This window comes from Thalassospira sp. MCCC 1A02491 (assembly GCF_001613785.1).
GTDB lineage: Bacteria > Pseudomonadota > Alphaproteobacteria > Rhodospirillales > Thalassospiraceae > Thalassospira > Thalassospira povalilytica.
Window position 1 is genome coordinate 117,858 of sequence record NZ_LPVX01000005.1, and the last position, 14,495, is coordinate 132,352.

Annotated in this window: 10 protein-coding genes; 6 read left to right on the forward strand and 4 right to left on the reverse strand. The window is 53.9% G+C overall.

Going from position 1 to position 14,495, the window contains the following annotated elements; genetic code table 11:
* Window positions 1-56: 56 nt before the first annotated feature.
* Together queC and AUQ42_RS03305 are read right to left on the reverse strand one after the other, a co-directional pair.
* Complete coding sequence (gene queC, locus AUQ42_RS03300; protein WP_068517649.1) at window positions 57-809, reverse strand: 7-cyano-7-deazaguanine synthase QueC; 753 nt, start codon at window positions 807-809, stop codon at window positions 57-59.
* Between the two features lie 180 nt (window positions 810-989).
* A complete protein-coding gene (locus AUQ42_RS03305; RefSeq protein ID WP_231856669.1) occupies window positions 990-1,961 on the reverse strand; it encodes a methyltransferase domain-containing protein in 972 nt (323 codons plus the stop codon).
* 106 nt (window positions 1,962-2,067) lie between these two features.
* Here AUQ42_RS03305 and AUQ42_RS03310 point away from each other — a divergent pair, with 106 nt between their 5' ends.
* Window positions 2,068-3,633 (forward strand): hypothetical protein, encoded by a 1,566-nt coding sequence (locus AUQ42_RS03310; protein ID WP_156480814.1) that lies wholly within the window; start codon window positions 2,068-2,070, stop codon window positions 3,631-3,633.
* Window positions 3,634-3,733: 100 nt separating this feature from the next.
* Here the strand turns inward: AUQ42_RS03310 and AUQ42_RS03315 are convergent, their stop codons facing one another.
* Window positions 3,734-5,086 carry a flagellin gene (locus tag AUQ42_RS03315; RefSeq protein ID WP_068517540.1) on the reverse strand — a complete coding sequence of 451 codons (1,353 nt, stop codon included), beginning with the start codon at window positions 5,084-5,086 and terminating at the stop codon, window positions 3,734-3,736.
* Window positions 5,087-5,896: 810 nt separating this feature from the next.
* Between AUQ42_RS03315 and AUQ42_RS03320 the strand changes: the two genes are divergently transcribed.
* The 3 genes from AUQ42_RS03320 to AUQ42_RS03330 are packed head-to-tail and all read left to right on the forward strand — an operon-like array spanning window position 5,897 to window position 8,881.
* Entirely contained in the window at window positions 5,897-6,832 is a 936-nt protein-coding gene (locus AUQ42_RS03320; protein ID WP_068517541.1) for a DNA cytosine methyltransferase, read from the forward strand.
* A 5-nt stretch (window positions 6,833-6,837) separates the two neighbouring features.
* On the forward strand, window positions 6,838-7,893 hold the full coding sequence (locus AUQ42_RS03325; protein ID WP_068517542.1) for a hypothetical protein: 1,056 nt from the start codon (window positions 6,838-6,840) through the stop codon (window positions 7,891-7,893).
* Window positions 7,883-8,881, forward strand: a complete 999-nt coding sequence (locus AUQ42_RS03330; RefSeq protein WP_156480815.1) for a hypothetical protein — start codon at window positions 7,883-7,885, stop codon at window positions 8,879-8,881. The genes AUQ42_RS03325 and AUQ42_RS03330 overlap by 11 nt, the downstream gene beginning before the upstream one ends.
* A gap of 46 nt (window positions 8,882-8,927) precedes the next feature.
* Here the strand turns inward: AUQ42_RS03330 and AUQ42_RS03335 are convergent, their stop codons facing one another.
* The gene (locus AUQ42_RS03335) at window positions 8,928-9,611 is read right to left on the reverse strand and encodes a DUF5610 domain-containing protein (protein WP_068517544.1); all 684 of its coding nucleotides are present in this window, start codon (window positions 9,609-9,611) and stop codon (window positions 8,928-8,930) included.
* Between the two features lie 452 nt (window positions 9,612-10,063).
* On the opposite strand from AUQ42_RS03335, the gene AUQ42_RS03340 reads away from it, so the two are divergent.
* Window positions 10,064-13,066, forward strand: a complete 3,003-nt coding sequence (locus AUQ42_RS03340) for a leucine--tRNA ligase (RefSeq protein WP_068517545.1) — start codon at window positions 10,064-10,066, stop codon at window positions 13,064-13,066.
* A 134-nt stretch (window positions 13,067-13,200) separates the two neighbouring features.
* On the forward strand, window positions 13,201-14,490 hold the full coding sequence (locus tag AUQ42_RS03345) for a nucleotide sugar dehydrogenase (RefSeq protein ID WP_068517546.1): 1,290 nt from the start codon (window positions 13,201-13,203) through the stop codon (window positions 14,488-14,490).
* Window positions 14,491-14,495 lie beyond the last annotated feature (5 nt).

The following is a 14,495-nucleotide window of genomic DNA, read 5'->3' on the forward strand; positions in this document are numbered from 1 at the left end:
CAAGCCGGATGGAAATCCATCGGCGCAAGCCCGGTCAAATCACGGTATTTCAGGAATTATTCGGCGGCGTTATTGGATGCAGATGCCGTTTCATGTGCGGCAAGCTGACGCGCACGGTGATCGGCGCGGGCCTGTTTCCAGTATTCGCGATCGACATAAACGGTCGGGTCCTTGACCCCGGCCAGTTCAAGGGCCTCGCGCCGTTCGACACAGGTGCCGCAACGACCGCAATGGGTTTCCCCGCCCTTGTAGCATGACCAGGTCAGATCGACCGGCACGCCAAGCCGACCGGCTTCAAGCGCGATATCGGCCTTCGACACATTGACAAACGGCGTATAAAGGGTGACGTCGCGAACCCCTTCAAGGGCGTGGTCCTGCATGGCCTGGAACGATTTGATGAAATCGGGGCGGCAATCGGGATAGATGAAATGATCCCCGCCGTGAACGGCGGCTGCAACCGCATCGGCCCCGGCACTGGCCGCCGCCCCAAAGGCCACCGCCAGCATGATGGCATTGCGGTTGGGCACCACGGTGACGCGCATGGTTTCTTCGGCGTAATGGCCATCGGGCACGTCGATATCATCACTGGTCAGTGACGACCCGGTCAAAAGCGCGCCAACCGGGGTCAAATCAACAATGTGATGTTTGACACCAAGATCGCGTGCGGTACGCGCAGCGAAATCGAGTTCCTTTTTATGGCGCTGGCCATAATCGAACGAAATCAGGGAATGCAAATTGTGCTCGGCTGCAACCTTATAGGCCAGCGTGACGGAATCCAACCCGCCAGAGCAGACGACAATCGTCTTCATAATCATATGTCTTTCGTGTTTTTAACCTGGTGCTACGACAGGGAAGCAATCATCGCTTCAGGGCGGGCATGTGCCATGATGGCCGCCAAAAGGCAAGCAAAAATCACCGCATGCAACCATGCGTTTGGCGCAGGAATGCTGCGATTTTGGCCTTGTCATGTGATGGGAGGCGGGTGTGTGTCAGGCCCGCTTGCCACTAAGCACATGAAAACAAATCGGAACCTGAAAATGGCCGTCTTCGATATAGGGTGAAAGTGTTTCAAACATCGCCGCATCAATCGCGCCGCGATCCATATCCGATGCATCGCGCAGCACATTGCCAAACAGCATGTCCATTTGCGGTTTCCAGAACGGGACCTTTTCGGGGATGCGTCCGGCCGGGCTGTGGGTGGTGGCGGTAATGCCGGTAAAGCCCGCCGTTTCCATCCGGTCCATGGATTGATCGATATTGCCAAACGAAAACGGATCAAGCCCGGCCTGATCAAACCCGATGCCCAGAATATTGCCCAGAACCGCATCCATCGCGGCAAAAAGCGGGTTATCAACCATCGGTGCCCAAACCATGTAAACTGCCCGCCCGCCGGGCCGCAATACCCGGTGGGCTTCACACAATGCCCGATCCGGATCATTGCAAAACATCACGCCAAACCGACAGGACACCACATCAAAGCTTTGATCGGAAAATGGCAGATTTTCCATATCGGCCGGGATCACGGAAATATTGGCGATGCCTTCTTCTTCTGCCCGCGCGGCCAGCCCGTCACACATTTCGGGCACGATATCGGATGCGGTTACATGCCCTGATGCGTGGGGGGTGTTAGCGCTAACATCATTGCTGTTCGCCGGTTCTGCGTCATTCGCAGCCCCGCCAGCCGTCGCCGTTTCGCCGGTCAGTGCCGCGAGTGCACGGGCAAAGGAAAAGGCCGGTTCCCCAACCCCGGACGCCAGATCAAGCACATCAAGCGGCGCATTACCGCGCAACCGCGCCAGGGTCTCAAGATCCGCGGCCTCGATCATATGGCGGTTGATTTTCTCGGCCGCCGGGGCAAGCCGGTCGGCCCAGTTGATCCAGTCAGAAGAAAGGTGCTGCCAGGTGTTCGGGGAATTGTTGGTCATGTCGATCCGGTCTTTTTCTGATTGTGGTTTTGACAATAGGATCAAATCCTGCCGGACGCAAAGCCCGCAACGGGATTTTTGTGCCCTCACAAGCATTTCGCCTGTCCGTCGATAAAAGGTTCGCAGCGATGGCAGGTAACAGATGGGTCAGGCACAAGAGGATGGTTTCAATATCTGGAGAATGGCCGGATCGATCATTCTGATCGCGCTGACCAGCGCCTTTTATTTCGGCTTTGTGATTACGCTTTTTGCCGGATTTACTGCCGATATTCAGCGCGATGCACTGCGCCGGGAATTGGGGGCATCGTCCCCGGGGACGCTGGAACGGCTGGTGCTTCAGGCCTATCACGAGGCCGTCGCCCTTGAGGAACAGGCAAGATTGCGCACCAGCATCCGCGAACTTGACGCCCGCGCCCTTCAGGACACACGCAACGGGCTGATCATGCAAAAGGACGCGGTACTTGCCTGGTGGGAAGCCTTTGACGGCTATTCCCGACTGGCAGCGACCGTGACAAAACACCGGGCGTCCTTTGATAGCGACTTCACCGCAGTCTTTTCCGATGTCATGAATTCCGCCTATCAGCTGGTGTCGGACCAGAAATCGGCCGTCACCATGGACGGGGGCCCCACACCGCAAAACAGGGTCAATAGCAGCGGCATTGCCGGGAATGCCGGCAATCCTTTTGCTGCTGGTGCTTCTGATGCTGGTGGCGCTGGCATTGGTGGCGCTGGCGCGGGCGTTAGTGATGCTGATAGTGCGGGCAGTACCGATCAATCCGGCGGGGATGTGGCACCACCGGATTTTCTGGTCGATGAAATCACAACCGACACAACGCGCCAGGCCGAGGCCGCCGAAGTGATGGCCAGTTTGCATGTGCTGCTTGATAAGCCGAAATTCACCAAGGATGCCTCACCGGCCCTTGTCGAACAGGTCAATCTGCAAGTCGATGCCATTCGTGCCGCGATGATCCGTTATGACGAGAAAAATGCCCGCGCACAGGTCGAATGGGCAAATATTCATTCGGAAAACCGGCATGCGGCACTTTTGCGCAAAAGTCTGGAAAACGAACTTGAAGAAACACAGGCGCAATTCATCCATCAAAGCGATGATCTGCGTCTTGAAATGCAGTCGCTTGTCGCGCTGTTTCAACATCCGGTCGGGCGTATCCTGTCTTATCTGATCCAGCTTCCGACCATCATGCTGACCTTGCTGGTCACCGTGGCCGCAGGCGGGCTTGGTGCGGTGGTGGCCTTTACCCGGCAGAATTTCGGCCGCCCGGTCGCGCCATATCCCGCCGGTTTCGGTGTGGGTCAGGATAATGGAATCAATGACGCCAATGCCCGTAATCCCGATGCCCTACATGCCAATACGGGCCGGACGGATGTGCAAAGACAGGGCTGGACACATCTGGGGGAACGGGTGTTGCCCGCCGCCCGATTGTTTGTCATGACCGGAGAAGGCATAGCCGCCGCCATGGCCATTTTCCTGTGTGCCGAGGCCGGGATGCTGATGGTCAGTCAGGGCGGACCGGACGGCACCGGACAGATTGATATCAGCCCGTTTCTGGTGACCTTCATGGCGTTCGTTTCGGGCTTTATGGCCGAGGATGCCTTTGCGCGCATTCAGTTTGCCGGCAAAAAGATCTTTCGCATGCCCGGCGGGGAAGGCGATCACGATCCCAAAAAGCCCGATGCGCCAAAGCCATAAGGCAAAAGAAAACCGGCGTGCAATGACGCCGGTTGAAGTTTCGTTGGATAAATGCAGGCACGCTTTAACGGGGCGAGTAACCGGTCGAGAAACGGCGCGATCAGCCTTGCAGCAGGCGCAAAAGATTTTGCGGCATCTGGTTGGCCTGGGCCAGCATGGCAACGCCGGACTGCACCAGGATCTGCTTTGATGTGAAGATCGTCATTTCGGCTGCGACATCCAGATCAAGCAGGGTGGAACGGGCTTCTTCGACATTTTCAAGCATGGTGGCAAGGTTCTGCCCCGCGAAATCAAGCCGGTTCTGATAGGTGCCGACATTGGCACGCGCGCGTTGCAGATCGTCAATCGCGCGGGTGACGACCTCAACCGCGTTCTGGGCCGATGCCGCGGTTGAAATGGCATTGACGCCAAGATCATCAAGCCCGTCTTCGGTGCCGGCCGCCCCGGTGCCAAGGGCGGCACTGTCAACCGACTGAAACGAGATCGCCAGCCGGTCATTGGACGTATTGCCGGCCCCGATCTGGAACGAGATATTGGCCGGCAGTTTCTGTCCGTTATCGGCCAGCATGCGCACGGTGCTGTTATCGCCGGGCGTCGCACCGCCGCCAATCACCTGTGCGGTGGCAAAACCGTCCGCCCCGGCCCCGTCGGAACCAAGGGTGATGGTGTTGGCGATGATGGTGCTGATATTGTTGTTAAGATCAAAGCTTAACCCCAGCTCGTCAAAGGTCACTGTTGTCTTTTCACCGGCCGACAGGGCCTTGGTCCCGCCGGTGGCAAAATCGGTGACATCAATGCTTTGCACCCGGTCATTCACGCCATCAATCGTCGTGACGACATTGATCAGTGCCGAATTCCCGACCTTGACGAAATGAAGCTTGAATGAGTTGTCATTGACGCCGTTATTGTTGGCATCCGTCGCCCAGTAATTGTTGTCGGTAATCGCAATGCCATCAAACCCGTTGGCCGGCGAAATGTCTTCGCCCTGGTTGCCGGAATTCAGGTTGGCATAGTCAAGCGACACATCGCCGCCATCGCCCAGCAACTGAATGCCGTTGAAATTGGTCGAGGACGAGATACGGTCGATTTCGTCACGCAGCTGGGTGAATTCGTCATTGAGAAAGCCGCGTTCGGTATCGGACAGGTTGCCCGACGATGCCTGCACCGCCAGCGTCTTCATCCGTACCAGAATGTCGTCAATGGTGGCCATGCCGCCATCGGCGATCTGCAACATCGAATTGGCCTGACCGACATTGACGGTGGCGGTTTTAAGGGCCTGGGCCGTGGCATTCAGGCGCGCGCCAATTGCCATCGAGGCCGCATCATCACGCGCGGAAACCACACGCGTTCCCGAAGAAAGTTTGGCAAGCGAACGGGTTGCCGCAGCATCGGACGCCGTAAGGTTCCGATGGGCAAGGTTCGCCGCGTAGTTTGATATTATATTCAAAGCCATGACGCAGTTCCTACCTGAACAAGCAAGGCGTAAAGAAGATTACGATAAATAACGTGCAACGCCCTACATGAGCGTTTTCGCATCTAGACCCTACGTGACTTTGTTCGGGAATACAAGTGTATAGGGTTTCAAAGGTTTCGGTATAAGATTTTGATTTTTAACGATTTAATTTCGGACTATTCTTGAGTGTAGGCCGCGTGAAATCAGTAATTCCCACAAAAAAACCGGTGACCATGGTCACCGGTTTTGTGTTTTGCAGAAGGTGGTCTTGATGTGTGGGGGGATTGCAACTGCATTCGCGATTTTCCTATTTACCGAGGCCAGGATGCTGATGCTCACCCAAGGTGGACCCGATGACAACGGCAGGTCGATATCAGCCCTTATCTTGTGACCTTCATGGCCTTTGTTTCGGGCTACATGACCGAAGACGCTTTTGCCCGCATCCAAGCCGTGGGACAAAAGCTGTTTCGGGTTAATGATGATCGTGAGGCTGGTTAGGGACGGGACCGCGCCTAAGTGTTGTGTTAGGGGATGCTAAACTTGTCGAGCGACTGCTTTGATGTTTTTTTGGTTGTGTCGCAATTTGTCTGTTTTTAATTAGATCGTTACCAAGTGAGGTCATCATGATAATTAGTTGTCGAATACGATAGAACGTTGACTACGTACCAACCAATATAATTGTCTTTGATGTGGGAAAATGTGTATAGGTTTCGTCGAGCGGAAACGTCTTTGCAGATGTATGTCGATGGGGGCGTGGCTTGGTCAATCGTAATCCGTTCAGACAGGTTTGATCTCAGGGGTTAATTAGTAGTGAAAAACGTAGTCTCGCTCTTTACTGGATGCGGCGGATCTGATGCTGGCGTGGTCAAGGCAGGCTTTAATGTCGTCTTTGCAAACGACGTTTTGCCGTATGCAAAGCAATTCTATCAAGCAAATCACCCAGAAACTGACTATCACTTGGGAGATGTCAGCGAGGTGAAGCATTTTCCTGAAGCAGATTTGCTGGTTGGTTGCTATCCTTGTCAAGGATTCAGTCAGGGTGGAGTCCGAAAAGCTGATAGAAAAATTAACTTTCTCTACAGAGAGTTTGATAGGGCCTTAAGAAGAATAAAACCTAAGGCTTTCATTGTGGAAAATGTGTCTGGGATGCAGCGCAGTGATTTGCGACATCTTTTGCAAAACCAGATTGTTAGATTTAGATCCGCCGGCTATCGTGTGACATGGCAAAAGCTTGACGCAAAAGACTACGGTGTGCCTCAAGATCGTGTCAGACTTTTTATCGTTGGTATTAGATCAGATTTTGACCTTCGCTACGAGTTTCCAAAGCCGACACATGGTAGTTCCGGCGGGACGCCCTACCGATCAATTCGGGATGCGATTGGGCACTTGCCTGAGTGGCCTGAGGGAGAGTTTAATGCTGAGCCGTTTCATTGGTATTATCTCTCTCGAAATCGTTACCGAGGTTGGGACGAGTGTAGCAAGACAGTTGTTGCAAGTAGTCGGCACGTTGGGCTTCACCCAAGTAGTCCGCGTTTGCGGAAAATAGAGGTAGACAAGTGGGTGTTCGTTAACGACGCTAGGGCTCGGCGGTTCTCATTTCGGGAATGCGCCTTACTTCAGGGGTTTGACCCGCGCATTGATTTCCCTGATACTGGTAGCCTGACTGAGAAATACAAAGTGGTCGGTAATGCTGTTCCTCCACCTCTCTTTGAGGCGGTTGCTAGAAATCTTCCCAATATTTGGTAATTGAAATGGTTGAGCAAAAACTTTTGCCCGTCACGGATTTGCGGCTTGATCCGAACAACCCGCGATTGCCTAGCTATGTGGACACTAGTGACGAAGAGCAAATATTTGAATTTCTTGCAAAATCGTCTGCAATTGACGAACTGGTGTCGGCGATTGGCACCAATGATTACTTCGCTTCCGAACCTTTAATCGGGGTTGTAGAGGGCGATGAAGTAGTAATTGTCGAAGGTAACCGACGTCTCACCGCCTTAAAAATTCTGGGCGGCGGCGTGTTTGAGGGGATGCCGAAGAAATTGCAAAGCATTGTCGATGATGCGGCTTTCCACCCAGAAAGTGTACCAGTTGACCTCTACCCTGCGCGTGCAGACGTACTAACATATCTGGGAAACAAGCATATCGCCGGGGTTAAACCTTGGGGAGCCCTTGCCAAGGCAAGATATGTCAAACAGCTTTTCGAGAACTTTGGTGGTGTAGGCGAGTATCAGGATCGAGTAAAACGGGTTGCGAGATCGATCGGTAGTCGCTCAGACTTCATTGCAAGGTCATTGAAGGCACTTGAGGCTTACGAAGTAGCGGAGGAGCAAGAGTTTTTCGGTCTCGACGGGGTTGATGAAACAAGCGTGAAGTTTTCACTTCTTTCTACAGCTCTCGACTACGAAGGTGTCCAAGATTTCGTCTACGAAGACGCAGATGTGCCGTTCGACGAAAGAACTTTAATTCAAGAAAATCTCAGAAAACTCTTCGAATGGATGTTTGCAAAAGGAGCAAACGGAAAGACGAGGCTTGGAGAAAGTCGCAATTTGAGTAAGTTGTCTCAGGTGGTTGCATCTCAGCCAGCTTTAACCGCATTTGAACGTGGGTTTACGCTCGAACAAGCTTATAAGACAACCGACGGTATTGATCGAGAGTTTGATCGACTGACAGCGGCAGTGCTAAGTGGGCTCCGCGAGGCAAACTCAATTGTTGCGGACGTACAAGTGACACAAGATCGTATCGTTGATGCGGACTCAATTCGTAAGCAAGCGCGGCAACTTAATAATCACTTCAAAGATGATGATTGATTTCGGTAGAGTTCACAGAAATAGACCGCACCTATTCGCTGATGCAGTAGAAATTATGTGTGTTTTCGGTGAAATTGGATATGTCTCCAAAGTTGATGCGTTGACTTTGGGTGAGACCTCCATTCGTCCTGCCGACGAGCTGCTTGATCTTGACGAGGAGGATTTGGATGAAGATGAATTTCCCGATGATTTACCTTCTGCTGGAATAGTTGAGAAACTTCAAGCGGAAGTGGATGACTGTTTCGAGCAGCTAGAATACCGTGCAGCATGTTTAGGAGATTGCTATCCGTTCGTTGTTGATGGCGAGAACCTTAGTTTGAAAGCGGAAATCTCTTCTGAGCAGTTCCTTTACATTTTTCTATTATCCGCTTCCAGAACCCGCACATTTAAGGGAAGTAAGGGTTTAACTCAAAAAATTGCGAGTCAATTTGAAGAGGTATGTAAAGGGGCTCTTGCTGGTTTGATGCCTCCGAGCTCAGAAATTGTTGCCTTTGGCTCTGGATCAGTTGATCGTAGAGAGCGATTTGGCACTGACTTGCACGAGGCTGTTGAAAACTTAGCTTCCTTCATGGGTATGGGGTTAGTTGCCGGATGGAGCGAAGGAGAGTCCAAACAAGGTGACGGCGGCATAGATTTGGTTGGCGTACAGCGATTGGATGAAACAGAGGGCGGTTGGAACGTATACATTGGCCAGTGCGCAGCGCAAGAAGATGAGCACTCTTGGGAAAAAAAGCGATCTGAAGCCGATATTGATTATTACAGGTCATGGTTTGTGCCAAAGGTCAAGTCCGTACCTGTTATGTTTGTGCCTGTATGTTTTAGAACTTCTTCTGGTCGCTGGGTCAATGCGCGTTTCACAGATAACGTAATATTTATGGATCGTGTACGTATTATCGGACAACTATCGGATAGAAATTACGCAGGTGAACAGTTGATTAGTTTTTTGAAAGACGAATTCTCAGACCATACCGTTTTCAACAGCGCATAGTCACCAGAAACCGGCTTCTGTAAAGCTGAACGAGATGTTTGGACGGTTAGCCAGTGGTGCCGTAGCGCGGGGTGTTGCGCTGGGCGTTGGTGCCGGCTTCGGCGTAGGCCTGGCTTGCCTGTGCGGTCTGGGTGATCTGCGATTGCAGGACCTGTTCATCGCGTTCAGGCGTTATGGATTCGGCCGCTTCTTCTGACGCGCTTGAGTTATAAAGCTCGGTCAGGCGCTGCTCGATCGATTTGAGGCCTTCATTCAGGCGTTCTTCGGTCTCGGTGATGTTGCCGTTGATTTCTTCGTTAAGCGCGCCAAGGCCCTCAAGGAATTTGCGGGCGTCATCAAGACCCTTCTGGATGCCTTCGCTGGCCTTGTCGAAAATCTCGCGGGCTTCGGCTTCTGAATCGGCGTTTGATGCGATCAGGTCGCCAACCCGGGCAAGAATGCGGTCGGCCACGGCTTCGGGGGTGTATTCGCCCGGATCGACATTGCCGATTGAAATGCCGGTCGAAGACAGGCTTTCATTAATCGCAGAGACGATCTGATCCGTGGTCAGGCGGTTGGCCGACCCGGATGACAGGGAAACCGACGTTGCCGCAGCAAAGGCCGAGGTTCCGTTATTGCCGGTTTTTTCAGAATCACTCTGACCGGGAACAAAGGATTGGGCCGAGCGCACCGAGTTTCCGGACTGGGCACCCGATTGCTGGGACGTGAGGCCGCCAATGGTGATATCCATAATCGTCCTCCCTGGACGAAGTCTTTTGAGAGCTGTGCTGGCAATCAGCACTTTTGCCAGACAGAAAATGCACAATTTTTCATGCACGATCAGCTGTCTGGCGAATTTCACCCCCTAATATGGCATGGTATGGGTGAAAAATCCAGTCCTGACACACAAGTCGGGGTTGATGGGGGCGCAAGGGAGCTGTGCAGATTGTCATGGCTGTTGCGCGAAAATCGTCTGCATTTCCGCTGATTTCAGTCGATCTGATGTTGCACAGTGATCAAAGCGCGCTTATGAACACTGCTGAGGGCGTAAACTTATTCACATGATGGTCGCGCAAACGGATCGGCATGATGTGAAAGAGTTTGGCACCCAATATTATTTTAAAACCCGGTTCGGGATGGCGGGCGCGATGTGAAGCGGTGCCCGGGCCACCGACGGGTGTGACAGGCAGGAGTTGAGAGAGCGTGGCGAACTATCAGGAAAGTGCGCGGGAATTTGAAAAGCGCTGGCAGGAATATTGGCGGGAAAACGATACCTATCGTACCCCCAATCCCGGAGATGCCGACTTTGATGCTTCGAAAAAGAAAAGCGTCATCCTTGATATGTTCCCCTATCCAAGCGGGGTTGGCCTGCATATCGGCCATCCGCTGGGTTATATCGCGACCGATGTAAAGGCACGGTTCGAACGCATGCGCGGGCACAATGTTCTGCATTCCATGGGCTTTGATGCCTTTGGCCTGCCGGCAGAACAGTTCGCCATCCAGACCGGTCAGCATCCGCGCATCACCACCGAAGCCAATATCGAAAATATGCTGCGTCAGCTTCAGGTGATTGGCCTGGGCCATGATCCGCATCGCCGGTTCGCCACCACCGATGTGGATTATTACAAATGGACGCAGTGGATTTTCCTTCAGCTTTTCAACAGCTTCTATGATCCGACTGTCGAATGGAAAGGCCCGCAGGGTCAGACCATCACCGGCCGTGCCCGCCCGATTGCCGAGCTGCGCCCGCTTCTGGAAAGTGGTGAATGGTTGCTTGACGAAGATGGCGTGCCGCAGCCGAAATCGGTGATTGGCGAAGGTGTCAAAGCCGAAGGCAAGGAGATCGACCGGGCAATTGATCGCGGGCGTCTGGCCTATGTCGACGAAGTTCCGGTCAACTGGTGCCCGATGCTGGGCACGGTTCTGTCGAACGAGGAAGTCACCAACGAAGGCAAGTCCGAACGTGGTGATTACCCGGTCTATAAACGTCCGCTGAAACAGTGGATGTTGCGCATTACCGATTATGCCGATCGTCTGGTGGCCGACCTTGAAGGGCTTGATTGGCCCAATGGCGTTGTTGAAATGCAGAAGGGCTGGATTGGTCGTTCTGTTGGCGCGCGGGTCAATTTCCCGGTGAAGACCGTTGATGGTGCGGACGAGAAAATCGCCGTTTACACCACCCGTCCGGATACGATTTTTGGTGCGACCTATATGGTTCTGGCACCGGAACATCCGCTGGTGGACAAGCTGTGTGCCGAGGATAAAAAGGGCGATGTTGCCGCCTATCGCGCGCAGGCGTCCGAGCTTAAGGCCGTCTCGGCCAAGGATGATGCCGAACGTGAAAAGACCGGTGTGTTTATCGGCGCATATGCGACCAACCCGGTGACGGGTGAAGAAATCCCGGTCTGGATTGCCGATTATGTCCTGATGGGCTATGGCACCGGGGCGATCATGGCGGTTCCGGCCGGCGATCAGCGCGACTTTGAATTTGCCCATAAATTCGGTCTGCCGATCAAGGCAACCACCAAGCCGTCGGATAGCTGGCTTAAGGATAATGCACCGGCCGATGCGGGTGATCTTGACGGGGCTGCTTTGGCGGCCCTTTATGAAGCAAATCCGGGCAGCTTCAAAACAGCCCAGACCGAAATTGGCGAAACGATCAATTCCGCCAATGACGAGGTTTCGATCAACGGTCTTTCGACCCCCGATGCCAAGGCCAAAATCATCGAATGGATGGAAGGCAAGGGCATTGGGCGCGGTCGCGTGCAGTATAAATTGCGTGACTGGCTGTTTTCGCGCCAGCGTTATTGGGGCGAGCCGTTCCCGGTTCTGTTTGACAAGGAAACCGATCAGGTTCACGGCATTGCCGAGGCCGCACTTCCGGTTGTTCTGCCGGAAATGACCGATTTCAAACCGCAATCGAACGAAGACCCGAATTCCGAGCCGGAGCCGCCATTGGCGCGCGCCAAGGAATGGATGGAAGTCACCGGTATCGTCCTTGGCGATGGTTCGGTTCTTCCGGTTGATGCGGCTGTGGGTTCAACATACGCCCATGACGGTGCGGAATATGAGGTGCGTGCGTTCAAACGCGACGCCAACTCCATGCCGAACTGGGCAGGGTCGTGCTGGTATTATCTGCGCTATTTCGATGCCAAGAACGATGCGAAATTCGCATCAGACGATGCTGCGGCCTATTGGGCGAACAGCACTGACAAGGATGGCAAGGCGCTTCCGGGGGCGGTTGACCTTTATGTCGGCGGGGCGGAGCACGCAGTACTTCATTTGCTGTATTCGCGCTTCTGGCACAAGGTCCTGTTTGATCTTGGCTATGTCGCAACGCCCGAGCCGTTCCAGAAACTGTTTAACCAGGGCATGATCACGGCTGATGCCTATACCGATGCGCGCGGTGTTTATGTCGACATTCATGATGTCGAAATGCGCGATGTCGATGGCAAGAAAGTCCCGTTCAATGCCAAGACGGACGAACAGCTGACGACCGTGCCGGGCAAGATGGGCAAACGGTATAAAAACGGCATCCCGCCCGAGGAAATCTGCGACCAGTACACCATCGATACGTTCAGAACGTACGAGATGTATATGGGCCCGCTTGACAGTTCCAAGCCGTGGCAGTCCGATGCGATTGTCGGCATGATGCGGTTCCTGTCCAATGTCTGGAAAGTCACCACCCAGATGGAACGCACCGACAGCGTGGACGGCAAGATCGAAACGCTTGTGCACAAGACGATTGCCAAGGTGACCGGCGATATTGCCGATCTTCGTCTGAATACGGCGATTGCCGCCTTGATCGAACTGACCAATGCGCTGACCAAACAGAATGCGGTTCACGATGACCATGCCAAGGCATTGGCCTTGATGGTCGCACCGTTTGCGCCGCATCTGGGCGAGGAACTGATGAGCCGGATGGCTTCGGATGAATTCGGCGCCAAGAAGTCGGTGATCAAGTTCGACTGGCCGGAATTCGACGCCGAAAAGGCCAAGGATGACGAGTTCGAAGTCCCGGTTCAGGTCAATGGCAAGAAACGCGGTTCTGTCATGGTGGCCGCCGATGCCGATCAGGCAACGGTCGAAGCCCTTGCCAAGGCGGACCCGAATGTTGCGCGCCATCTTGAAGGCATGCAGATCGTCAAGGTGATCTATGTCGCCAAGCCGACACCGAAACTGGTCAATATTGTCGTGAAGGGTTAAGTCCCGTTCACGCAGCGATTTCAAGGCAGGGCATCAGAAATTCTGGTGCCCTGTTGCTTTTTGATCTCGATTATTGACGGTCGGGATGGGGCTGGCTAGAAGTCAGTTCAGCATATCTTAGTAAGGGTTGAGCAATGAGCCACGGGCGCAAGATTTCTGTTATCGGTTTGGGCTATGTCGGGTTGCCGGTTGCTGTTGCATTCGGAACGTCGACAGGTCGGACCGTGGCCTTTGATATCAACAAGGCCCGTATTGCGCAGCTCAAGGCCGGACATGATGCGACGGGCGAAGTCGATGATCACGAACTGGCAGCAGCCGACCTGTTGTTAAGTGACAATCCCGAAGATCTGCGCGAGGCCGATTTCCATATCGTCACCGTGCCGACCCCGATTGACAGTTCAAACCGCCCGGATCTTTCGCCGTTGCGTTCGGCATCGAAAACCGTTGGTGCCATCCTGAAAAAGGGTGACATCGTGGTCTATGAAAGCACGGTCTATCCCGGGGCGACCGAAGAGGTTTGCGTTCCGATCCTGGAACAGCTTTCGGGCCTTACGGCCGGGACCGATTTCACGGTCGGTTATTCCCCCGAACGCATCAACCCGGGGGATCGCGAACATCGTTTCACCACCATTACCAAGGTCGTATCGGGTCAGGATCAGGCGACCCTTGATATTGTCGCGGAGGTGTATGGCAGTGTCGTTACCGCAGGCATTCACAAGGCGCCGACCATCAAGGCCGCCGAAGCCGCCAAGGTGATTGAAAACACCCAGCGTGATCTCAATATCGCGCTGATGAACGAGCTGTCGCTGATCTTTGACCGGGCGGGCATTGATACCCGTGATGTGCTCGAAGCAGCCGGGACCAAGTGGAACTTCCTGAAATTTACCCCGGGTCTGGTTGGCGGTCACTGCATCGGTGTCGATCCCTATTACCTGACCCACAAGTCCGAAGAGCTTGGCTATTACCCGCAGGTGGTTCTGGCCGGTCGCCGCGTGAATGACGGCATGGGCGAAGTTGTTGCCAACAAGGTGATCCGGGCCTTACTGCGCGAAGGGGCGACCAAGAACCCGACCGTGACTGTGCTTGGCCTGACCTTCAAGGAGGATGTTCCCGATATCCGCAATACCCGCGTGATTGACATCATCCGGTCGCTTGAAGATGCCGGGATCAATGTTCAGGTCCATGACGTTCATGCCGATGCCGAGGAAGTCACCCACGAATTTGACGGTTTGAAACTTTGTGGTGATGATGATCTGAAACCGGCAGATGCGCTTGTCCTCGCCGTATCGCACAAGGAATATGTCACCAAGGGCTGGCCGCTGGTTTCGGGGCTTCTGAAAGATGGCAAGGGCTTTGTCGCCGATGTGCGGGCAGTTCTGCCGCGTGACGCGGTTCCGGCGGGTATTGATCTCTGGCGTCTGTAAGCCGG